The following is a 20,782-nucleotide window of genomic DNA, read 5'->3' as shown; positions in this document are numbered from 1 at the left end:
CCATGCCCGCACCGCATCTGTCCTGCCGCGCCGGAACCGACGACGTCCGGGTCGACCGGCTCGGGCGCGTGGAGTACCAGGCGGCGTGGGACACCCAGAAGGCGCACGCCGAGGCCCGCAAGGACGGCGGGCCGGACGTGCTGATGCTGCTGGAGCACCCGCCCGTCTACACCGCGGGGCGGCGCACCCGGCCGGAGGACCGGCCCACCGACGGCACCCCGGTCGTCGACGTCGACCGCGGCGGGCGCATCACCTGGCACGGGCCGGGGCAGCTCGTCGGCTACCCGATCGTCGCCCTCGGTGAGCCGATGGACGTCGTGGACTACGTCCGCCGCCTGGAGGAGGCCCTCATCCGGGTCTGTCACGATCTCGGCGTGACGAGCGCGGGCCGGGTCGAGGGGCGCTCCGGCGTCTGGCTGCCCGCGCAGGGCTTCACCCCCGAGCGGAAGGTCGCCGCGATCGGCGTCCGGATCGCCGGCGGGGTCACCCAGCACGGATTCGCGATCAACTGCGACGCCGACCTGGGCGACTTCGGGAAGATCGTGCCGTGCGGGATCGCCGACGCCGGCGTCACCACCCTGACCGCGGAGCTGGACCGGGAGGTGACCGTCGACGAGGTCGCCGGCCCGGCGGCCGCCGCCGTGCTGGACGCGCTCGACGGCCGGCTGCCGGTGGCCGAGCACCCGGTCGTCCGTCAGGTCGACCTGATGTCCGGCCTGGGCTGATCCCCCGGCCCCGGGTGCCTCAGGCGAGCTGGGGCACCACCGTCGCGGCGAAGTCCTCGATGTGGGCGAGGTCGGACAGGTCGAGGACCTGCAGGTAGACCCGGGTCGTGCCGGTGACCTCGGCCCATCGGCCGAGCCGGTCGACGATCTCGCCGGGGGTGCCGGCGAGGCTGCTCGCGCGGACCTCGGCGGCGTCGCGGCCCACCGCGGCCGCGCGGCGGTCGACCTCCGAGTCGTCCTTGCCCAGGCACAGCATCTGCGCCACCGAGTACGTGAGCGAGCCCGGGTCGCGCCCGGCGGCGGTGCACGCGTCGCGAACCCGGCCGAACTGCGCGGCGACGGCCTCGGGCTGCTGGAACGGCACGTTGAACTCGGTGGCGAACCGGGCGGCCAGCGCCGGGGTCTTCCTTTTCCCCATCCCGCCGACGATCACCGGCGGCGCGTCCTGCACCGGGCGCGGCAGCGCCGGGGAGTCGGTGACGGTGTAGTGCCGTCCCTGGTGGGTGAAGCGCCCGCCGAGCGGGGTCGCCCACAGCCCGGTGAGGATCTCCAGCTGCTCGGTGAGGATCTCGAAGCGCTCGGCCAGCGGCGGGAACGGGATGCCGAGCGCCCGGTGCTCGGCCTCGAACCAGCCCGAGCCGAGCCCGACCTCGACGCGGCCGCCGGACATGTCGTCGGCCTGCGCGACGGCGACGGCGAGCGGCCCGGGCAGCCGGAACGTCGCGCTGGTGACCAGGGTGCCGAGCCGGATGCGCTCGGTCTCGCGGCCGAGCGCGGCGAGGGTCACCCACGCATCGGTCGGGCCGGGGACGCCGCTGCCGTCGCCCATCACGAGGAAGTGGTCGGAGCGGAAGAACGCGTCGTAGCCGGCGTCCTGCGTGGTGCGGGCGACCCGCAGGAGGTCGGTGTAGCGGGCGCCCTGCTGGGGCTCGGTGAAGATCCGGAAGTCCACGGGTCGCGACGCTAGCCGCACCGGCCCGCCCGCGCCGCCCGACCACCGGCGGCGGCCGCGGGGGACCGCTCGCTACGGTCGCGTCGTGCACCCGCTCCCCGACCAGACCGGCCGGACCGTCGTCGTCACCGGCACGACCTCCGGGCTCGGTCTCGCGCTGTCCACCGCGTTGGCCCGGGCCGGGGCCCGGGTGCTGATGACCGCCCGCGACGTGACCCGCGGCCGCGCCGCGGTGCGCGGGGCCGGTGGTGAGCTGGTGCTGCTGGACCTCGCCGACCTCGGCTCGGTGCGGGCCGCGGCGGCGGAGATCCGGGAGCGCACCGGGGACCGGGTGGACGTGCTCGTCAACAACGCGGGCGTCGCGATGGGCCCGCGTGCGGACACCGCGGACGGTTTCGAGCTGCAGATCGGCACCAACCACCTCGGGCCGGCCGCTCTGACCTGGCTGCTGATGCCCGCGCTGCGGGCCGCCGGCGACCCGGAGCGGCCCTCGCGGGTCGTCACGACGTCCAGCCTCGGCCACCGCACCGGCCGGCTCGACCCCGACGACCTGGGGTGGCGGCGCCGGCGCTGGTCCCCGAACGCGGCCTACGGCGCGTCGAAACTGGCGAACCTGCTGTTCGCCGCGGAGCTGGACCGGCGGCTGCGGCTGTCCGGGGACCCGGTGCTCTCGGTGGCTGCGCACCCGGGGATGACCGAGTCGTCGCTGCTCGCGAACTCCTTCCGGCGGGGCGCGACGCTACAGGCGCGGCTGTTCGCCCCGTGGGAGCGCTGGCTCACCTCGCCGGTGTCCGAGGGTGTCGGGCCGCAGCTCGCCGCGGCGACGGGGCCGGTCCACGGCGGCGACTACCTGGGCCCCACCGGGCTCGGGGAGACCCGCGGCCCTGCCGGTCCGGCACGGCGCTCGGCGGCCGCGCAGGACCCGGTGCTCGCGGGCAGGTTGTGGCAGGTCACGGCCGCCGCGACCGGCATCACACCGGACCCCGGGCGTAGGCTGGACGCGTGACCATCGCACCCGAAGGCCGCAAGCTCCTCCGCCTCGAGGTCCGCAACAGCGAGACCCCGATCGAGCGCAAGCCGTCCTGGATCCGCACCCGCGCCAAGACCGGTCCGCAGTACACCGAACTGAAGGGTCTCGTCCGGTCGGGCGGCCTGCACACGGTGTGCGAGGAGGCCGGTTGCCCCAACATCTACGAGTGCTGGGAGGACCGGGAGGCGACGTTCCTCATCGGTGGGGAGCAGTGCACCCGTCGCTGCGACTTCTGCCAGATCGACACCGGCAAGCCGGCCGACCTGGACACCGACGAGCCGCGCCGGGTGGCGGAGTCGGTGCAGCAGATGGGGCTGCGCTACTCCACCGTCACCGGCGTCGCGCGCGACGACCTCGACGACGGCGGCTCCTGGCTCTACGCCGAGACCGTCCGCAAGATCCACGAGCTGAACCCGGGCACCGGCGTCGAGCTGCTCGCCCCGGACTTCAACTCGATCGACGACCAGCTGACCCCGGTCTTCGAGTCGCGCCCCGAGGTGTTCGCGCACAACCTCGAGACCGTCCCGCGGATCTTCAAGCGGATCCGCCCGGCGTTCCGCTACGACCGGTCGCTGGAGGTCATCACCAAGGCCCGCGAGTTCGGTCTGGTCACCAAGTCGAACCTGATCCTCGGCATGGGCGAGACCCCCGACGAGGTCACCTCCGCGCTGCAGGACCTGCACGACGCAGGCTGCGAGATCATCACGATCACCCAGTACCTGCGCCCGACCAAGCGCCACCACCCGGTGGAGCGCTGGGTCAAGCCCGAGGAGTTCGTCGAGCACTCGACGGCCGCCGAGCAGATCGGTTTCGCCGGGGTGATGGCCGGGCCGCTGGTGCGCTCGTCCTACCGGGCCGGCCGGCTCTACGCCCAGACCGTGGCCCACCGCGGCGAGGAGCTCTCCCCCGCCCTGGCGCACCTGGCCGACTCCGGCCCGGCCGCGCAGGAGGCCAGCTCCCTGTTGGCACGCGGCTGAGACCTCCTCGCACCGTCGATCACCGGTCGGAAGTAGGCTGGTCACATGCCCGGCAAGCCCCGTAAGCCCTCGCCCGAAGAGAAGAAGGCGCTCAAGGCCCAGAAGAAGGCCGCGTCGAAGCAGCGTCGCCAGCAGATCTGGCAGGCGTTCCAGATGCAGCGCAAGGAGGACTCCAAGCTCCTCCCGATCATGATCGGCGTGTTCGTCGGGTCGATCGTGGTCGTCACGCTCATCGGGTGGCTGCTGGGCCTGGTCTGGTTCTTCGTGCCCTTCGGCATCCTGATCGGCGCGCTGGCCGCGTTCAGCATCTTCGGTCGCCGCGTCCAGAGGTCGATCTACGTGAAGGCCGACGGGCAGCCGGGCGCCGCGGGCTGGGCGCTGGACAACATGCGTGGGCAGTGGCGGATCACCCAGGGCATCGCGGGCACCACCCACCTCGACGCGGTGCACCGGGTCATCGGGCGGCCCGGGATCATCTTCGTCGCCGAGGGGGCCCCGCACCGGGTGAAGACCCTGCTCGCACAGGAGAAGAAGCGCACCGCGCGGGTCGCCGGCAGCACCCCGATCTACGACGTGATCGTGGGCAACGAGGAGGGCCAGGTCCCGCTCAAGGGCCTGCAGCGCCACCTCATGAAGCTGCCCCGCAACATCTCCGCCGCCGAGATGGACTCCCTGGAGGGCAAGCTCAACGCCCTCGGCAGCCGCTCGGCCGCGATGCCCAAGGGGCCGATGCCCCAGGGCGCCAAGATGCGCAGCATCCAGCGCACCGTCCGCCGCCGCTGACCCCGCCGCCGACCGGGCGGCCGGGTCAGTCGGTGGGGTCGCCGGACGCCGGCTCGCCGCGCAGATCCGCCAGGACGCAGTCGGCGCAGGTGCTGCCGCCGGGCACCCGGTAGTACAGGCAGCAGGACCGCCGCCGGAACGTCCAGGCGTGGTCCGGCGCCACCGGGGCCCGCCGCTCCCCCGTACCGGTCAGCCGGGGGTGCTCCAGCAGGTCCGCGGCGACGGCGGCGACGGCGTCCGCGGCGTCGGGGCGCTGGATGTCGAGCACCCGCTTCGCCCCGGCGACCGACGACGCGACGTTGCCCCACAGCACCGTCCCGGACACCCCGAAGCGCTCGCCCGCGATCTCCACGAGCGGGGTGAGCACGTTGTCGACCAGCGGGGCCAGCGCGTCCGGCGCCGGGAACGGGCAGCGCGCCACCCGGGGCGGGTCGAGCGCGACGACGTCGCCCAGCGGCGTGGCCGACCACCACAGCGTCTCCGGCCGCAGGTCGACCAGGACACCGTGCAGGGCCAGCGCCGCGACCGGCCCGGACAGCAGCTTCGCCGCGAGCCCCTGCACCGCGATCGACGCGGCGATCCGCCGGCCCAGCGGCGGCTCGGCCCCGAGCGCCACCCGGGTCCGTTCGACCCGGTCCAGCAGCGCGTCGGGAGCGAGCACGGCGGCGAACGGGCGGACCGACCGTCCGTCGGCCCGCTCCTCGGTGGCGTCGAGCAGCTCGAAGAACGGCCCGACCGCCGCGAGCCCGGCCAGCACGTCGCTCACCGGCGGGGTGGCGGCCGTACGCGCGATGTCGATGCGCTCCGTGGTCACCGGAGAAACCTCGCATCCCGGATCGTCCCGGTCGAGCCGTTCGTGAGGGTCCCGGCGACCGGTCCGACCCACAGCACCACCCCCGCAGCAGCCACGACGGCGAGTGCCTGCGTCGCCGTCGACGACGCCACCAGTGCGGCGAGCACCGTCAGCCGGAGGAGGCCCCGCGCGGTCGCCCGTCCCGTCGCCGTCGCCACGGCCGGGAGGCGCGTCAGGGCCGGACACCGGCCGGCCCGGGCAGCGGCAGCCCGGTCACGATCCGGGCCGCCGCCGCGCCCGCCCGGCGCCCGTGCGGCCGGTCCCCGGCCCCCTCCGGGCCGGCCGGCATGGACGGCCCCGGACCGGTTTCGGTGAAGGCGGGCCGGTCGGCGGGCAGCGTGGTGTGGTGCACGACCACGGAGCCGTCGGCGTCGATCCCGACGCCGACGTCGAGCCGGGACCGCTGCGCCGCCCGGTGGGCCAGCGCGACGACACCGTCGGGACCCCCGACGGCCCCCGGATCCGGCCAGGTCGTGACCGGGACGCCCTCCTCCTCGGCGCCGGCCAGCACCTCGCGCAGCACCGGGTCCGGGATGTCCGGGTGGTGCCCGACGACGACCGACGGCGGCTCCGGGGCCGACGCCGGGCCCGGGTGGCTCATGCCGCCGGCTCCCCGCTGCCGACCAGCGAGCTCGCGTGCGCGTCGACCAGACCGGAGGCGACGGCGTTGCGCGGACCCTCGGTGCCGTGCACGTTACCGGTACCGCAGACCACGCCCGACCCGGCGAGCGCGTCGGCGATCATCTGCGGGATCTCGAAGTCCAGCGCGGACCCGCCGAGCAGCACGACGAAGTCGAGCATGCGCAGCGACCCGCTCGGGGCCACCTGGCGCAGCGCCCGCAGCGCGTTCACCACGAACACCCGGCGCTTCGCCTCCCGGCGCACCCGCACGACGTGGTCGATGGAGTGCCGCGTCGTCACCGGGACGGGCCCGTCCGGGGTCATGACGACGACCCGGGCGAACACGTGCGAGGGCAGCGGCTCGGTGAAGAACTGCACCGAACCGTCCTCGTGGCGGACGTGGAAGAAGCTCTCCACCTTCGCCAGCGGGAACCACTTGACCTGCTCGGCGGTCTCACGGTCGTCGAGCGCCAGCTCGGAGTCGATCAGCTTGGTGACCAGCTCGCCCGCGCCGGCGACGTGCACCGCGGAGCATGTGCCGTCCCGCAGCAGCAGCGCCGCGTCGGTGGAGCCGCCGCCCATGTCGAGGATCGCGATCGGTGTGTCGGTGCCCGGGGTGGTCAGGGCCCCGCGGACCGCCATCTCGCCCTCGACGCCGCCGATCCGGGCCGAGCAGCCGAGCGTCTCGGCGACCCGGTCGGCGACGACCTGCATCCGGCTGCGGCTGGTGCGCACCATCGCGGCGAGTGCGACGGCGTTCTCCAGCGACACCTCACCGGCCAGCCCGCCCCGCACCTCGCGCGGGACGAACGTGTCGATGGCCAGCACGTCGCGGATCCGGATCTCCCCGGCCGGCTGCCCGGTCACGTCGGTCATCGTGTCCCGGACCTGGGCGAGCATCCCGCCGACGTGCGTGCCGGGCTGGCCGGTCGCGTCGTCGAGGGGCTGCACCCGGGCCAGGGTCTCCATGATCTCGTCGGCGCCGGCGTCGACGTCGACCCGCAGGGTCTTGCCGGCCCCGGTCAGGACCAGCTCCCCCACCGGGACGCGGCGGTCGGTCACGTCCCCGGCCGGGGTCCGGACGACGACGGCCGAGCGGTTCCCGGTCAGCGCCCGCGCCACCGGCGCGACCTGCCGGGTCTGGTCGGGGTCGAGCTCGAACACCGTGGCCAGGCCGTAGGAGTCCGACAGGGTCCGGATGGTGCGCCCCGGCAGGGCGACCTCCACCGCCGCGGACATACCGAGCGGCACCCGCTCGACGGCGCCGACCTCGTCGACGATCGGGATCGAGACGTCGATCCGGTTCGCGACGAGCACCGCATCGTCCTGCGCCAGCACCGCCGCCACCAGCTCCAGGCCGCGTCCGAGCGCATCGTTCAGCACCCGCGCGACGCGGTCGAAGTCCCACCCGCGCCCGACGACGGCGATCACCGGTCCCTCGGGGACCGGGCCGGGGCCGGTGAGGTCCTCCATCGCGACGGTGACGCCGACCCCGATCCCGCTGCCGCCCGGCGTCGCCGGGTTGTGCCCGATCATCGTGGACTCGGTGATGATCGTCTCGGTGATCGTCTCCATGGCGAGACCGCTGATCACCGGTGTCGCCTCGTTGAGCAGCACCTCGTCCAGCTCGTCGGCGGAGCGCCGGGCCCCTTCCAGGGCCCGGCGGACCGCCTTCACCGCGCCGTCGGTGTTGTCCGGGGTTCCCTTGACCCCGGTGGTGCGGGTCAGGGCGGTCCCGAGGTAGGTGACCCGGCCGCCGGCGTCGATCGAGGCCACGCAGGCCTCGGTCGTCGAGTTGCCGATGTCCACGCCCACGACCAGCCGCGAGCCGTCCGTCCCGTGCACCTGTGTCTCCTTCAGCCTGCGACCGGTGCGCCGAGGGCGACCTCGACCGGACGCACCCCGGTGCGGATCTGCTCGAACTCCTTGAGGTGCAGCAGCGCCGCCTTGGCCTGCCAGCGGGGGCGGGCCATCTGGTCGTTGCGGGTCGGCACCGGCTGCGGCGACTCGCCCTTGGCGTACTGCGCGGCGTTGGAACCGATGCCGCGGAACACCTCGGCGTCGAGCAGCGGGGACTGCGGGAACAGCTCCAGGTTCGACAGCCGGGCCAGGTCCTTCTGATGGATCATCGTGGTGCCCCGCGACAGCAGGCCCACGCAGATCCCGGAGCCGGACAGCTTCGCGCCGGTGTGGGCGATGGCCGCCAGGTCGGCGGTGTCCCACACCCGGATCAGCCGCGACGTCACGCCCTGCTCCTCGATGCCCGCCATGAGCTGGCGCAGCACCTCGGCGTGCGGGACGTCGACGATCGTGCGGGTGAAGAACCCGGCGAACGCCGGGGACACCGCGATGACGACCTCGTCGGGCCGGGTGCCGCGCTCGGCGGGCCCGATCTCGGTGAGCGACAACGGGTTCTCGGTAGCGGTGCTCACGAGACCTCCTCCTCGGGGTTCTCGGCGCTGGTGACGTGGCGCAGCTTCTTCAGGGCGTTCCACCGGTCGCCGGTCAGGCGGTAGCCGGTGCCGGGACCGGCGTAGTCGTTGGCGTCGTTGATGGCGGCCTGCGGGACGAAGTTCTCGTCGAGGATCGCCGAGGTCTGGAGCAGGTCGCCGGACACGCGCTGGCGCAGGACCTGCAGCAGGTTCTCCGCGACGTCGTGGAAGCCGGTGCGCTCCAGGATCTTGACCAGGTCGAGACCGGTGATGCCGCGGTCCATGACCGACTGGGCGCCCTTGAGGTCCTCGAGGACCTCGCGCAGCGGGTAGTCGGCGCTGGAGTTGGCGTAGGTGGCCGCCTCGATCTCCTCGTCGGTGATCCGGGGCAGGTCCAGCTCCGCGAACACGGCCTGCATCGCGCGGGCCGCCTTCTCGCGCACCGCGAGGATCTCCGGCTCGCGGACGTGGCGCAGGCCGCCGTCGATCTGCAGGTCGCGCTGGATGGTGTTCCAGTCGTCGTAGTCCTCGACGTCGAGGTTCGACCCGGCGAACATGTTGTCCGAGTTCGGCACGCCGGAGAAGCCGGAGCACACCAGGTCCTGACCGGACAGCAGCTGCGGCATGAGCCGGCTGGTGCGGCGCATCGCCGAGTGCGAGAACGACTGGTCGTTGCCGGCCGCGCACTCGAGGTCGACCATGTTGCAGACCAGGTTCTCGGCGGCGACGGCCCGGATGCCGCCGGGGACCGCACCCGGGACGCCGATGCAGCTGATCGAGCCGTTCTGCAGGCCCTGGACGCCGGCGCCCTTGGCCATCAGGATGCAGCGGATCTCGAGGAACAGCATGGAGCGGCCCTCGGCGTTGCCCATCTGCACCTCCGACCCGGTGCCCGAGGTGAAGCGCATCTTGATGCCGCGGGAGGCGTAGGCGCTGGCGAGGAACGACTTCGACCACGGGGTGTCGTCGCCGTCGACGAAGACCGACTCGGTGCCGTAGACCGAGATCGTCTCGGCGTAGCCGGTGATGCCGCGCATGCCCAGGTCGAGCTCGGTGGCCTCCTCCAGCGCGCACTGGGTGATGACACCGCCGCGCCCGGACTGGGCACCGACCTGCAGGCCGATGGCCACGAGCGGGGCGTAGCGCAGGACGCCGAGGGTCGTCTCCATCTCGGCGAAGCCGCGCAGCGCGGCCTCGGCGGCGTCGGCCGCGACCTGGATGGGGTTGTCCCGGGCGCTGGTGGAGTGCGCCTGGTTGGCGGGGCTGCGACGGGCCCGCATCTTCTGCATCGACATCATGATCTCGACGACGTTGAGCAGCTTGACGACGTCGAGCAGCTTGGCCGGGGTGAGGCCGCGGGTGATGTCGAGCAGGTCGGCCCGGGTGACGCCCGGGTCGACGAGCATCCGCGCGATGTCGGTCGAGGGGATCGCGGTGGCCCGCTCGGCGACCTCGACGTCGATCGCGTGGTCGGCGATGAAGGTGTCCATGAAGTCGAACTCGGCGCGCTCGCGCCCGTCCATCTCGACGATCACGCCGTTCTCGACGCGGACGCTCGGCTGCGGGTCGAAGTCGCTCTCCATGGCGACGAGACCCTTCTCCGGCCATTCCTCGACGAAGCCGTCGAGGTTGACCGGGCGGGACTCGAGCATGTCCGTGCGCTTGGAGGTCCGGGCCCCGGTCGCCGGGGTGCCCGCCTCGGGGAGGGTGCTGGTCATCGGTCAGTCTCCTTCGCGGGCGAGCAGGTCGCGGGCGGCGTAGACCTGCGCGGCCTCGCGGACGAGCGCGGCGCAGGTGGCGGCGGCGTAGTCGTTCTCCAGCCGGTCGGCGATCTCCGCGAGCCGGGCGGCCGACGAGGCGCGGGGCCGCAGCGCGTTGTAGATCGCGAGGACCTCCTCGTCGGGGACGGCGGTGAGTTCGGCGGCACGCCGCATGTTCTCGGCGAGCTGGCGGCGGCCGACCGAGTCGGAGATCTCGCCCTGGAGCTTCAGGGTCTCGGGCGAGATGCGGAGGTCCTCGTTGCGGATCTCCCCGGACACGACGGCGGCCATGGTGACCTCCGCCAGCGGCCGGCCGGTCGGGGTGCGGAGCAGGTCGGGCCGCTGTACGGACAGCGGGTAGTCGGTGGGGCCGAGGGTGGTGGTCATCGGGTCTCCTCCAGGCGGGACGCCACGGGCTGCTCGACCGGGGCCTCCGGGTGCGGGACGCGGCCGACGGGGGTCTCGCCGGTCGCGGCGGCCTCCAGCTCGGCCGGGGTGAGGAAGCGCTCGACCAGCAGGACGAAGGCGCCGCCTCCGATCAGGCCACCGAGCAGCGGGGCGACGATCGGGAGCCACCAGTACGGGACACCGGCGGCGGTGACGAACGCGGTGTCGTAGCCGGTGACGAACGAGGCGAGTCGGGGGCCCAGGTCACGGGCCGGGTTGATCGCGTAGCCGGCGTTGGCACCGAACGCGATGCCGATGCCGACGACCAGGAAGCCGATCATGAAGGGCGCCATGTTGGCGCCGGGCGGGTTGTTCAACGCGTTGGTCAGCGCGAAGATCACGAAGACGAGCAGGGCGGTGCCGACGATCTGGTCGCCGAACGCGGCGAAGATCGTGACGTGCTCGCCGGGCAGGGTCGAGAAGATGGTCTGCGTGGCGACGGTGTGGCCGGGGTCGACCGCCGCGATCGGGCCGGCGTAGACGGCCCGCACGACGAGGGCGGCGAGGAATGCGCCGACCGTCTGGGCCAGCCAGTAGGGCACGACCTTGCGCCAGGAGAAGCCCTTGAACACGGCCAGCGCCAGGGTGACGGCCGGGTTGAGGTGGGCGCCGCTCACGCGGCCGGCGATGTAGACGCCCATGGTGACCGCGACGCCCCAGCCCCAGACCAGGGTGCCCCAGTCGCCGTTGGCGCCCTCGGAGGTCACGACCTGGGCGACGGTGCCGCAGCCGATGAGGATCAGGACGAAGGTCCCGGCGAACTCGGCTGCGAGCTCGCCGGCGTCCCCGCGGCTCACGCGAGTGCCGCGACGGCGGCCTCGGCCACCGTCACGTCCTGCTCCACCGAGCCGGCGCTGACCCCGACCGCGCCGACGAGCTCACCGTCGCGGTGGATCGGGATGCCGCCGCCGAAGATGACCATGCCACCGGCGGTGTGCTCCAGGCCGTAGAGCTCGGCACCGGGCTGCACCAGCGGGGTCAGCGCCGCGGTCGGCAGGTTCATCAGGATCGAGGTGCGCGCCTTGCGCTGGGCGATGTCGATGCTCGCGCGGATCGCGCCGTCCTGGCGGGCGAAGGCGAGCAGGTGACCGCCGTCGTCCACGATCGCCACGTTCATCGGCTGGCCGATCTCGGTCGCCTTCGCCAGTCCGGCGGCCAGCGCCTTCTCTGCGTCCTGGAGGGTCAGTCGCTGCATCCGGGCCTCACTCCTCGTCGAGTCGAGCTGCCCGGGTCCGTACCGGGCCACGACGAGGACGCTATGAGCGCGGTCACCCACGCAGATATGAGGACTCTCCCTACCTCACCCCCACCCCCACACCCTCCGGAGAGGGCCGTACGGCCCAGTCGGCGCCGGTGCGGAGGGGTCGACGGACCGGTCGCCGAAGCGGCGTCGACCAGGTGGCCCGGCCGGCCGCAGCGACGGCGGCCACGCCGTCCTGCGTGCGGCCCTCGCTCAGTTGCCCGCGCCGAAACGCGCGAGCATGGTCCGGTTGCGGGCACCGGTCTTCCGCAGCACCGCTCCGACGTGCTTCTCCACCGTCTTGACCGAGATGGCCAGCCGGGTGGCGATCTGCTTGTCGGCCAGCCCCTGTTCGACGAGTGCGCGGACCTCCCGCTCCCGCAGGGTCAGCGTGTGCTGGCCGCGGGCCGGCTGCAGGCCGGCGGGCGGCGCGACGAGCGGACCCGCTGTGCAGGGGGTGGGCGGGTCGGGCCAGCAGGCCCGCACGCGCGTCCCCCACCCGGGGACGCTGTCGATCTCCAGCCGGCCGCCGGCGGCGCGCACGGTGGACTCGACCCGGTCCAGCCCGGACCGGGACGCGGTGACGGGGTCGAAACCGCGGCCGTCGTCCTCGACGAGCAGACGGACCGTTCCCGTCTCGAACGCCAGCCCCACCCGCAGCGTGCACGCACCGGAGTGCAGCACCGCGTTGTCGAGCAGCAGCCGCGCGACCTCGTGCACCCCCGTCGCGACGACCGGGGCCGGCACCCGCTCGGTACCCAGGGTGACCACGCCGCCGCGGGCACCGAGCGCGCGCAGCGCGCGGTCCAGCTCGGCCCGCAGCTCCGGCAGCAGCTGCGGCGCGGCGGGGGCGGTCGCGACCGCCGGGACGTCGGCGAGCAGCCGGGCCGCCATCACCGCGACGGCCGCCTGCTCGGCGAACCCCTCGACCGCGGCGACGTCGGAATCGCGGAAGCGTCCACCCCCACCGAAAGCACAGGCTCCGAGCAACTCGTCGTCCCACCAGAGGGGGGTTCCGAGCACGTCCGGTGTGCCGGGGCCGTCCCCCTCCACAAGGAGGGTGCGGGGCTCCCGGACCAGGCGGGCCAGCACGTCCTCCACCGGGGGCAGGGGATCGCGGTGCACGACCGGTGCCGGGTCGCCCAGCAACGCGACGGTGCCGCCACCACCGCCCAGCCTGCTGGTCGTGCGCCGGACGAGGTCGTCGAGCAGCGTCGTCACACCCCGGTCCTGCGCCGCACCGTGAGCGAGGATCACCCGGTCCTCCCGGTATCCATCTTGCATCTATGCCGCATTCCTGGAGGGGAACGGTAGGGATGTCGACCGGGGTGGGCAAGCCTCGCGAACCCGGGCCGGACGTGTTCAGGCATCATTTCGGATGTGGACGACGGGTCACGGGCAAGCGGTAGCGCCACCGAACGGGCGTACCGGTTCGCCAAGGCCGGGATCCTCGACGGCTCCCTGCCCGCGGGCGAGCTGATCAGCGAGGGTCAGGTCGCGCGGCCGCTCGCGCTGAGCCGCACGCCGGTCCGCGAGGCGTTCCTGCAGCTGCAGGCCGAGGGTCTGCTGAAGCTCTACCCCAAGCGCGGCGCGCTCGTGGTGCCGGTCTCCCCCGGTGAGGTGGACGCCGTCGTCGAGGCCCGCGACGTGATCGAGTCGCACGCGATCGCCACCGTCGTGGGGGTCGACGACGAGACCCTGGAGCACATCGCCGCCGCGATGGACGCCGCGATCGAGGACCAGCTCGCCGCCGTGGCCGCGCGCGACGAGCTCGCCTTCGTCGAGGCCGACCGCCAGTTCCACACCGTGCTGGTGCGGGCCGGGTGCCGCAGCATCCTGCTGGAGGTCTACGGGACGCTGCGTGACCGGCAGCTGCGGATGAACATGGGCGCACTGGGCGGCCGCTTCCCCGGCCGGGCCGAGCGCCTGGTCGCCGAGCACCGGCAGCTGCTCGCCGGGCTGCGCGCCCGGGACCGCCAGGGCGCGGTGGCCGTGCTCCGGGTGCACCTGGCGGGCACCCGGGCATCGGTTCTGGGCGCGCCCCCGGCGAGCGCCTGAGCCGCCGGGCCTCAGCCCCGCAGCACCCGCACCACGACCGTGCGGCTCGCGCGGTCGTGCCAGCCCCGGCCGTCGGTGTCACGCAGGAACGGCGGCAGCACCACCGCGATCATCGCGGTGCGCAGCAGCGCCCGCGGGACACCGACGTGGGTCGCCATGTCGGTGCGCGCGACCCGCATCCCCAGCGCGAGGTGCCCCGGTGCCGTGCCGAGCACCGACACGGACAGCGCGGTGATCACGAACCAGGTCCCGAGGACCCACCAGCTGAACTCCGGGGTGCCGAGCGCGTCGACCCCTGCGACCAGTAGCACCAGCAGGTAGGACAGGAACCAGTCGAGGCAGACGCCGGCGACCCGGCGGCCGAACCCGGCGACGGAGTAGTGACCGGTCGCCGGCAGCCCGAAACGCTCGCCGGGGTGTCCGGCCGGGGCGGAGCCCCCGGCGGATGAACCGGGGAGCCAGGACTCGATCCAACGGGCCATGCTCTCTAGCGTAGGCGCCGTAGCCGCACCACCGAGCGGGACCGGACCGGACACCGATGACGAACGTGATCGATGTCGCGGTCGGGTCAGTTAACGTCGGTGAAACAGGTGAGTGATGGGTGAGCAACACGCCACTCCTACCGTCACCCACGATCTCCACCAGCGAATGAAGGAGCCCAGAGAGTGTTCAGCAACGCCGAAGAGGTACTCAAGTACATCTCGGACGAGAAGGTCGAGTACGTCGACATCAGGTTCTGCGACCTGCCCGGCGTCATGCAGCACCTCACCGTCCCCGCCAAGACGGCCGGCGACCTCCTGGAGAACGGCGCCGCCTTCGACGGCTCCTCCGTCCGCGGTTTCCAGGCGATCAACGAGTCCGACATGGCACTGCACCCGGACACGACGACCGCCCGTCTCGACCCGTTCCGCAAGCACAAGACGCTGAACATCAACTTCTTCGTGCACGACCCGATCACCGGCGAGCCCTACTCCCGTGACCCGCGGAACGTCGCCCGCAAGGCCCAGGAGTACCTGGCCGCGTCCGGCATCGCCGACACCGCGTACATGGCGCCCGAGGCCGAGTTCTACGTCTTCGACTCGATCCGGTTCGGCACCGACCCGCACCAGGCCTACCACCACATCGACTCCGCGGAGGGCTGGTGGAACACCGGCCGCGAGGAGGTCGGGGGCAACCTGGGCTACAAGGTCAACTACAAGGGCGGCTACTTCCCCGTCCCGCCGGTCGACCACTACGCCGACCTGCGCGCCGACATCGTCACCGCGATGCAGGCGTCGGGTTTCGAGGTGGAGCGCGAGCACCACGAGGTCGGCACCGCCGGCCAGGCCGAGATCAACTACAAGTTCGACACGCTGCTGCGTGCGGCCGACGACGTCATGCTCTTCAAGTACCTGGTGAAGAACGTCGCATGGCAGAACGGCAAGACCGCCACCTTCATGCCGAAGCCGCTGTTCGGCGACAACGGCTCGGGCATGCACGTGCACTCGTCGCTGTGGAAGGACGGGCAGCCGCTGTTCCACGACGAGTCCGGCTACGGCGGGCTGTCCGACACCGCGCGCTACTACATCGGCGGCCTGCTGCACCACGCGCCGTCGCTGCTGGCGTTCACCAACCCGACGGTGAACTCCTACCACCGCCTGGTTCCGGGCTTCGAGGCCCCGGTCAACCTGGTCTACTCCGCGCGCAACCGCTCGGCCTGCATCCGCATCCCGCTGACCGGTGACAGCCCGAAGGCCAAGCGCGTCGAGTTCCGCTGCCCGGACTCGTCCGGCAACCCCTACCTCGCCTTCTCGGCGATCCTGATGGCCGGCCTCGACGGCATCAAGAACAAGATCGAGCCGCCGGCGCCGATCGACAAGGACCTCTACGAGCTTCCGCCGGAGGAGGCCAAGGACATCGCGCAGGTCCCGGCCTCGCTCGGTGCGGTCATCGACAAGCTGGAGCAGGACCACGACTACCTGCTCGAGGGTGGCGTGTTCACCCCGGACCTGATCGAGACCTGGATCTCCTACAAGCGGGAGAACGAGATCGACCCGCTGCGGCTGCGCCCGCACCCGTACGAGTTCGCCCTGTACTACGACGTGTGATCCACAACTGACCCACGTCACACCGAGGCCCGGCCCCCGTCAGGGAGCCGGGCCTCGGCGCGTCCGGTGGGTCGTCGGCCGCCCCGTCAGAGGCGCTCGACGCGGTCGGCCTGCGGGCCCCGGTCGCTCTGCCGCACCGCGTAGCGGACACGGTCGCCCTTCTGCAGCGGCTCCGCGTCCCGGATCACGGACACGTGGACGAACAGGTCGTCCCCGCCGGCATCCGGGGAGATGAACCCGAAGCCGCGGTCCTCGTCGTAGCGGACGACGACGCCCTCGCCGCCCCGTGCGGGAACCTCGCGCGACGACGGCCCCGCGGGGGGCGCCGACCGCTTCGGCGCCGTCGAGGGCTCACCGCTCCGGACCAGATGCACGTCACGGGCCTGGGGGCCCTTCTCCGCCTGGGCCACCTCGAAGGCGATGCGGTCGCCCTCCGCGAGCCAGGTCAGCCCCTCGGCCAGGGCCCGGGCGTGGACGAAGACGTCGTCGCCGCCGGAGTCGGGGGTGACGAAGCCGAAGCCCTTGTCCTCGTCGTACCAGGCGACCGTGCCGTCGGCGTCGTCCGCGGTGTCGTCCACGGCGGGCGGGCCGACCTCCGCCCCGAGCGGGATCAGGTTCCCGGCCTGCGGGCCGCGCTCGCCCTCCACGACCAGGAAGGCCACCCGCTGGCCCTCGGTGACCACGCCGCCGGTCACGATGGCGGAGCTGTGCACGAAGATGTCGGCGCCGCCGCCGTCCGGGGTCGCGAAGCCGTATCCCTTCCCCGGCTCGTACCAGGTGACGGTGCCGAGCAGGCCCACGGCGCTGTCGGCCGCCTCGGCCGTGACGCGCACCCGCAGCGCCTGGGGTCCGCGGTCGTTCTCGCCGACCTCGAACTCGACGACCTGGCCCTCCCGGAGCACGGGTGCGCCACCGCCCCCGACGATCTCGGAGGCGTGCACGAACACGTCCGGCGAACCGTCCTCGGGGGCGAGGAAGCCGAAACCCCGTTCGGCGTCGAACCAGCGGACGGTCCCGTGCGGCATCGAGAACTCCAGATCGGTGGTCGGGTACTGGCCCCAGTCTCCCCGACGGGCCTCGCGGTCCGACGGGCCGGGCCCGCGGGGCTGCGGTACGGCGCCGACCGGCGGTCCGCGCGGCATCCGGCGGACGGGTCCGGACATACGTCGGCGCCCGCCCGGAGAGTCTCCGGGCGGGCGCCGACGAGGGTGTTACGCGCGTGTCAGGCGCGGACCTTGCGGCCCACGATCACGCGGTAGATCCCCAGCAGGATCAGCGACCCCACGATGGCGAGCAGCCAGGTGGAGATGTTGAAGAAGCCGCCGAGGCCGACGCCGAACACCGCGCTGCCGATCCAGCCGCCGAGCAGCGCTCCGACGACACCGAGGATCAGGGTGACGATGATGCCGCCCGGGTCCTTGCCCGGCATGATGGCCTTGGCGATGGCGCCCGCGATCAGCCCCAGCACGATCCACGCGATGATGCCCATGTCTGTCTCCCTCGCTTACGGTCCGTTCGTGACGAACCGAATCTGACCGGTCGGCATCGAGTGACCCGTGGGGGTCGTGGCGAAACGTCCCCGGTGGTCACCGTTCGGATGCGATCAGGAGACGGGAGAACGTCGGCCCGCTCCGGCTGCTCCGAACGGCACCGTGGAGGCGCCCGTCCGGCGACCGGTGTACGGCCGTCGGCACCACGCGGTTCCCGATGTCGTGTAGGACGTCGCCGACGCTAACCACTGCCGGTCACGGAAACATCGCAGGACACCCCTGCCCCACCATCAGGTGCCGGAGTTCGCACGGTCGGGGTCTTCCCGGATGCGGGCGCGTCACGAGGCGGTCACCGCGGACGGATGCGACCCCCGCTCGGGGTCAGGTCCGCTCGGAGCATCCCGGACGCGGAATCGGTGCAGAGATCATCTCATCGCCCGCGTCCGCGGATTCGTTGACAAGGGCGGGACGCGGATGCTTGACTCAGAGCTACCGTGTTCCAGGTCACACGGAGTGAGGGTTGCACCGGCCCGTCCACTCCGATCGGTGACACCGCCCGGGTGTCCACGGAACGGCACCGGCCACGCGCGACCCTCTGCGTCACCCTGCGCCCCTCGGCGCGACCACGAACGTGCACGGTCCTTCCTCGGCGGCAGGATCGTGTCCCCTCCGCGCCCCCGGGCTGACCTCGTCGCCCGGGGGTGCGGCACATTCCGGGACGGCGGGACTACTCGGCGCCGGTGACGGCCACCAGACCGGCGGCCTCGATCCCGGCGAGGGCGGCGGCCTCGTCGTTGAGCGACGCGTCGCCGGTCACCCCGACGGCGCCGAGCAGCGCGCCGGCCGCGTCCTTGACGAAGACCCCGCCGGGCACGGAGAGGATCTTGCCGCCGGCGAGGTTCGCCACCGAGGTGAAGAACTCCGGGGAGTCCGCGGCGCGGGCGGCGATCGCGCGGTTGGTCATGCCGAGGGCGAGCACACCGCTGGCCTTGGCGACGGCGAGGTCGGGCCGCAGGAAGCCCGAGCCGTCCTGGCGGGCCAGGGCGACGATCGCGCCGCCCGGGTCGAGCACCGCGACCGTGAGCGGGTTGAAGCCCTGCTCGGTGCCGTGGGCCAGGGCAGCGGCGGCGATGGTCTGGGCCTGCTCGAGGGAGATCGTCATACTGCGAACCCTGCCATCACCGCGCCGCGCACGCCCACCCCGGCCTCACACAGCGCGGGCGGCGGTCAGCGCCGGGTGAGGCCCACCAACGGGATCGTCCGGTCGGTCCTGCGCTCGTAGTCGGCGAACCCGCCGTTGTTCTCCTTGATCCAGGCCCAGACGCGGTCGCGGTCGGCCTCGTCGAGCTCGGCCGCATGCACCGGCACGGTCTCGACCCCGCCCTCGCCGTCGGCGATCTCGGCGGTGACGTCCGGGTTCGCCATCAGGTTGTGGAACCACGCGGGGTGGCGCGGCGCGCCGGCCGCGGAGGCGACGACGACCCAGCGGTCACCGTCGGCGAACCAGCGCAGCGGGGCGATCCGCTCGGCACCGCTCTTCGCGCCGACGTGGTGGACCAGGATCATCGGCAGGCCGGTGAACGGCTCGCCGACCCGGCCGTCGTTCTCCCGGAACTCGCGGATCACCCTGGTGTTGAAGTCCTCTGCCATGACCCCATGCTGTCAGGCCGGCGCCCCGCCGGGAGCGAACACGACCCAGCAGGCGGCGAGCGTCGCGGCGAACGCGACGAGGACGAACACCGCTGCCCACGCCCCGCCGCCGAGCGGGGTGAGCTCGGCGAGCCGGTCGGCGTCGGAGTGGCGCAGCCGGCCCCCGCGACGGCCGCGGCGCAGCTCCAGACAGGCCTTCACCCCGCCGAACAGCAGGAACCAGGTCAGCGCGGCGGCGAACCCGGTCCGCAGATCGGCCGGGGCACGCAGCGCGACGAGCACGAGCACCGCACCGGTCGCGACGACGGCCAGTCCCCCGTAGAGGTTGCGGATCTGCAGCAGCGTCGCGGCCAGCAGCACCACCGCGATCCACAGCATCGCCTGCGCCTCGTCCGCCGCGACCAGCACCGCACCGCCGAGGCCGAGCAGCGGCGGGAAGACGTAGCCGGCGGAGAACATCGCGACCACGCCGGGGCCCCGCCCGGCCCCGGTGGAGTGCGTGACGCCGGAGGAGTCGGCGTGCAGCCGGATCCCGGCCAGGCCCCGCCCGACCAGGACCGCGACGAGTGCGTGCCCGCCCTCGTGGGCGATCGTGACCGCGGTGCGCGTCAGCCGCCAGGTCGGCCGCCACGCGACGACCGTCAGGGCCAGCAGCGCGGCCAGCAGCGACGCCGGCCGGGCCGCGACGAGCTCGTACCCGCGGGTGATCACGTCGAGGTCTGCCACGCACCCCAGTCAACCAGCGGGGCCCGGTCACACCGCGCCGAGGATCTCCTCGACCGCCTCCAGCGCCGAGCCGGTGTCGTCCGCCAGATACATGAGGTCGACGAAGGTGTGGTCGACGTCGGTGTCGGTGGCCGCCCGGCGCACCAGCGCGGCGGCGTCGGCGGCGGTCTCCCCCGGCTTCGGGTTCACCCGCAGCACCGCGCCGATCGCGTCGGCGGGGCGGCCCGCCTCGGCCGCGGCGGCACGCAGGTCCGCCCAGGGCGCGGAGACCGCGGCGTCGAGGTCGGTGACGTCGGAGGTGACGACCGGCAGGAACCCGTCGGCCCGTTCCGCGATCCTCCGGCGTGCCCGGGGGCTGAAGCCGCCCAGGTAGACCGGCACGTGCCGCGGCCGGGCGTGCACGTACGACGGCGCGACGCTCGCGAACCGGCCGGTGAACTCCACCGGGTCGTCGTGCCACCAGGCGTCGAACAGGTCGAGGGTCTCGTCGAGCCGGGCGCCGCGCTCACCCATCGGGACACCCACCGCGTCGTACTCCTCGGGCGACCAGCCGATGCCGAGGCCCAACAGCAGCCGTCCGCCCGACAGATTGTCGATCGTCGCCGCCTGCCGGGCCAGCAGCGCCGCCGGGTACCAGGGCGCGTTGAGCGTGCTGGTGCCGAGCTGCACCCGCGCGGTGACGGCGGCCGCCGCGGTCAGCAGCGCCAGCGGGTCGTGCGCGGCGGTGAACTGCTCGGGCACGCTGCCCGGGTCGCCGGGCCCGCCGCCGTAGCCGACCGTCGGGTCGACGGCCACCAGCAGCCGGTCGCCGGTCCACAGGCTCGCCGCGCCGCGCTCCTCGGCGCCCGCCGCGAACCGCATCGTCCCGTCCACGTGGGCCGCGGCCGCACCGAACTGCGGGATCCCGAAACCGATTCGCACTTGACCTCCAGCCGCTGGAACACCCGACGC

General features: G+C 73.3%; 23 protein-coding genes. 6 read left to right on the top strand and 17 right to left on the bottom strand.

What is annotated here, in order from left to right; genetic code table 11:
- Window positions 1–2 precede the first annotated feature (2 nt).
- Complete coding sequence (lipB, locus tag DMP15_RS12895) at window positions 3–725, top strand: lipoyl(octanoyl) transferase LipB (RefSeq protein WP_100878055.1); 723 nt, start codon at window positions 3–5, stop codon at window positions 723–725.
- A 19-nt stretch (window positions 726–744) separates the two neighbouring features.
- Here the strand turns inward: lipB and DMP15_RS12890 are convergent, their stop codons facing one another.
- Window positions 745–1,677 (bottom strand): LLM class F420-dependent oxidoreductase, encoded by a 933-nt coding sequence (locus tag DMP15_RS12890; protein WP_161151949.1) that lies wholly within the window; start codon window positions 1,675–1,677, stop codon window positions 745–747.
- Between the two features lie 85 nt (window positions 1,678–1,762).
- Here DMP15_RS12890 and DMP15_RS12885 point away from each other — a divergent pair, with 85 nt between their 5' ends.
- The 3 genes from DMP15_RS12885 to DMP15_RS12875 are packed head-to-tail and all read left to right on the top strand — an operon-like array spanning window position 1,763 to window position 4,467.
- Window positions 1,763–2,683 carry an SDR family NAD(P)-dependent oxidoreductase gene (locus DMP15_RS12885; RefSeq protein WP_179762420.1) on the top strand — a complete coding sequence of 307 codons (921 nt, stop codon included), beginning with the start codon at window positions 1,763–1,765 and terminating at the stop codon, window positions 2,681–2,683.
- Window positions 2,680–3,684, top strand: a complete 1,005-nt coding sequence (gene lipA, locus DMP15_RS12880; protein WP_062395976.1) for a lipoyl synthase — start codon at window positions 2,680–2,682, stop codon at window positions 3,682–3,684. The genes DMP15_RS12885 and lipA overlap by 4 nt, the downstream gene beginning before the upstream one ends.
- A 45-nt stretch (window positions 3,685–3,729) precedes the next feature.
- Window positions 3,730–4,467, top strand: a complete 738-nt coding sequence (locus DMP15_RS12875; protein ID WP_073574161.1) for a DUF4191 domain-containing protein — start codon at window positions 3,730–3,732, stop codon at window positions 4,465–4,467.
- A gap of 25 nt (window positions 4,468–4,492) precedes the next feature.
- On the opposite strand, the gene DMP15_RS12870 is transcribed toward DMP15_RS12875, so the two are convergent.
- The 9 genes from DMP15_RS12870 to DMP15_RS12830 form a co-directional block, all read right to left on the bottom strand.
- Entirely contained in the window at window positions 4,493–5,281 is a 789-nt protein-coding gene (locus tag DMP15_RS12870; RefSeq protein ID WP_083658061.1) for a (2Fe-2S)-binding protein, read from the bottom strand.
- 211 nt (window positions 5,282–5,492) lie between these two features.
- On the bottom strand, window positions 5,493–5,921 hold the full coding sequence (locus tag DMP15_RS12865; RefSeq protein ID WP_073574163.1) for a glycerol dehydratase reactivase beta/small subunit family protein: 429 nt from the start codon (window positions 5,919–5,921) through the stop codon (window positions 5,493–5,495).
- Window positions 5,918–7,786 carry a diol dehydratase reactivase subunit alpha gene (locus tag DMP15_RS12860; protein ID WP_157818253.1) on the bottom strand — a complete coding sequence of 623 codons (1,869 nt, stop codon included), beginning with the start codon at window positions 7,784–7,786 and terminating at the stop codon, window positions 5,918–5,920. The genes DMP15_RS12865 and DMP15_RS12860 overlap by 4 nt, the downstream gene beginning before the upstream one ends.
- Window positions 7,787–7,797: 11 nt before the next feature.
- Complete coding sequence (locus tag DMP15_RS12855; RefSeq protein ID WP_073574164.1) at window positions 7,798–8,373, bottom strand: propanediol/glycerol family dehydratase medium subunit; 576 nt, start codon at window positions 8,371–8,373, stop codon at window positions 7,798–7,800.
- Window positions 8,370–10,091, bottom strand: a complete 1,722-nt coding sequence (locus DMP15_RS12850; RefSeq protein ID WP_073574165.1) for a propanediol/glycerol family dehydratase large subunit — start codon at window positions 10,089–10,091, stop codon at window positions 8,370–8,372. The genes DMP15_RS12855 and DMP15_RS12850 overlap by 4 nt, the downstream gene beginning before the upstream one ends.
- A gap of 3 nt (window positions 10,092–10,094) precedes the next feature.
- Window positions 10,095–10,520, bottom strand: coding sequence for a diol dehydratase small subunit (locus tag DMP15_RS12845; RefSeq protein WP_073574166.1), 426 nt, complete (start codon window positions 10,518–10,520; stop codon window positions 10,095–10,097).
- Window positions 10,517–11,377, bottom strand: a complete 861-nt coding sequence (locus tag DMP15_RS12840; RefSeq protein WP_073574167.1) for an MIP/aquaporin family protein — start codon at window positions 11,375–11,377, stop codon at window positions 10,517–10,519. Before DMP15_RS12840 ends, DMP15_RS12845 begins: the two co-directional genes overlap by 4 nt.
- Window positions 11,374–11,826 carry a GlcG/HbpS family heme-binding protein gene (locus DMP15_RS12835; protein WP_224402122.1) on the bottom strand — a complete coding sequence of 151 codons (453 nt, stop codon included), beginning with the start codon at window positions 11,824–11,826 and terminating at the stop codon, window positions 11,374–11,376. The genes DMP15_RS12840 and DMP15_RS12835 overlap by 4 nt, the downstream gene beginning before the upstream one ends.
- Window positions 11,827–12,033: 207 nt before the next feature.
- Complete coding sequence (locus DMP15_RS12830; RefSeq protein ID WP_073574168.1) at window positions 12,034–13,077, bottom strand: LuxR C-terminal-related transcriptional regulator; 1,044 nt, start codon at window positions 13,075–13,077, stop codon at window positions 12,034–12,036.
- 123 nt (window positions 13,078–13,200) lie between these two features.
- On the opposite strand from DMP15_RS12830, the gene DMP15_RS12825 reads away from it, so the two are divergent.
- Window positions 13,201–13,878, top strand: a complete 678-nt coding sequence (locus tag DMP15_RS12825; RefSeq protein ID WP_073574169.1) for a GntR family transcriptional regulator — start codon at window positions 13,201–13,203, stop codon at window positions 13,876–13,878.
- An 11-nt stretch (window positions 13,879–13,889) separates the two neighbouring features.
- On the opposite strand, the gene DMP15_RS12820 is transcribed toward DMP15_RS12825, so the two are convergent.
- Complete coding sequence (locus DMP15_RS12820; RefSeq protein ID WP_073574170.1) at window positions 13,890–14,360, bottom strand: RDD family protein; 471 nt, start codon at window positions 14,358–14,360, stop codon at window positions 13,890–13,892.
- 183 nt (window positions 14,361–14,543) lie between these two features.
- On the opposite strand from DMP15_RS12820, the gene glnA reads away from it, so the two are divergent.
- Window positions 14,544–15,965: a type I glutamate--ammonia ligase gene (glnA, locus tag DMP15_RS12815; protein WP_062395988.1), complete on the top strand. Its 1,422-nt coding sequence runs from the start codon at window positions 14,544–14,546 to the stop codon at window positions 15,963–15,965.
- 86 nt (window positions 15,966–16,051) lie between these two features.
- Here the strand turns inward: glnA and DMP15_RS12810 are convergent, their stop codons facing one another.
- The 6 genes from DMP15_RS12810 to DMP15_RS12780 form a co-directional block, all read right to left on the bottom strand.
- Entirely contained in the window at window positions 16,052–16,990 is a 939-nt protein-coding gene (locus tag DMP15_RS12810) for a cold shock domain-containing protein (protein WP_073574409.1), read from the bottom strand.
- Between the two features lie 197 nt (window positions 16,991–17,187).
- Window positions 17,188–17,454 carry a GlsB/YeaQ/YmgE family stress response membrane protein gene (locus tag DMP15_RS12800; RefSeq protein ID WP_073574171.1) on the bottom strand — a complete coding sequence of 89 codons (267 nt, stop codon included), beginning with the start codon at window positions 17,452–17,454 and terminating at the stop codon, window positions 17,188–17,190.
- 728 nt (window positions 17,455–18,182) lie between these two features.
- Window positions 18,183–18,617 carry a GlcG/HbpS family heme-binding protein gene (locus tag DMP15_RS12795; protein WP_073574172.1) on the bottom strand — a complete coding sequence of 145 codons (435 nt, stop codon included), beginning with the start codon at window positions 18,615–18,617 and terminating at the stop codon, window positions 18,183–18,185.
- Window positions 18,618–18,682: 65 nt separating this feature from the next.
- Complete coding sequence (locus tag DMP15_RS12790; RefSeq protein WP_073574173.1) at window positions 18,683–19,105, bottom strand: nitroreductase/quinone reductase family protein; 423 nt, start codon at window positions 19,103–19,105, stop codon at window positions 18,683–18,685.
- Window positions 19,106–19,117: 12 nt separating this feature from the next.
- On the bottom strand, window positions 19,118–19,831 hold the full coding sequence (locus tag DMP15_RS12785; RefSeq protein WP_073574174.1) for a M50 family metallopeptidase: 714 nt from the start codon (window positions 19,829–19,831) through the stop codon (window positions 19,118–19,120).
- A gap of 27 nt (window positions 19,832–19,858) precedes the next feature.
- The gene (locus DMP15_RS12780; protein WP_073574175.1) at window positions 19,859–20,752 is read right to left on the bottom strand and encodes a TIGR03619 family F420-dependent LLM class oxidoreductase; all 894 of its coding nucleotides are present in this window, start codon (window positions 20,750–20,752) and stop codon (window positions 19,859–19,861) included.
- Window positions 20,753–20,782 lie beyond the last annotated feature (30 nt).

The organism is Pseudonocardia sp. UM4_GMWB1 (assembly GCF_017312155.1).
Taxonomy (GTDB): Bacteria; Actinomycetota; Actinomycetes; order Mycobacteriales; family Pseudonocardiaceae; genus Pseudonocardia; species Pseudonocardia alni.
Note: the sequence above shows the minus strand (reverse complement) of the source record. Positions and strands in the feature narration are given on the sequence as shown.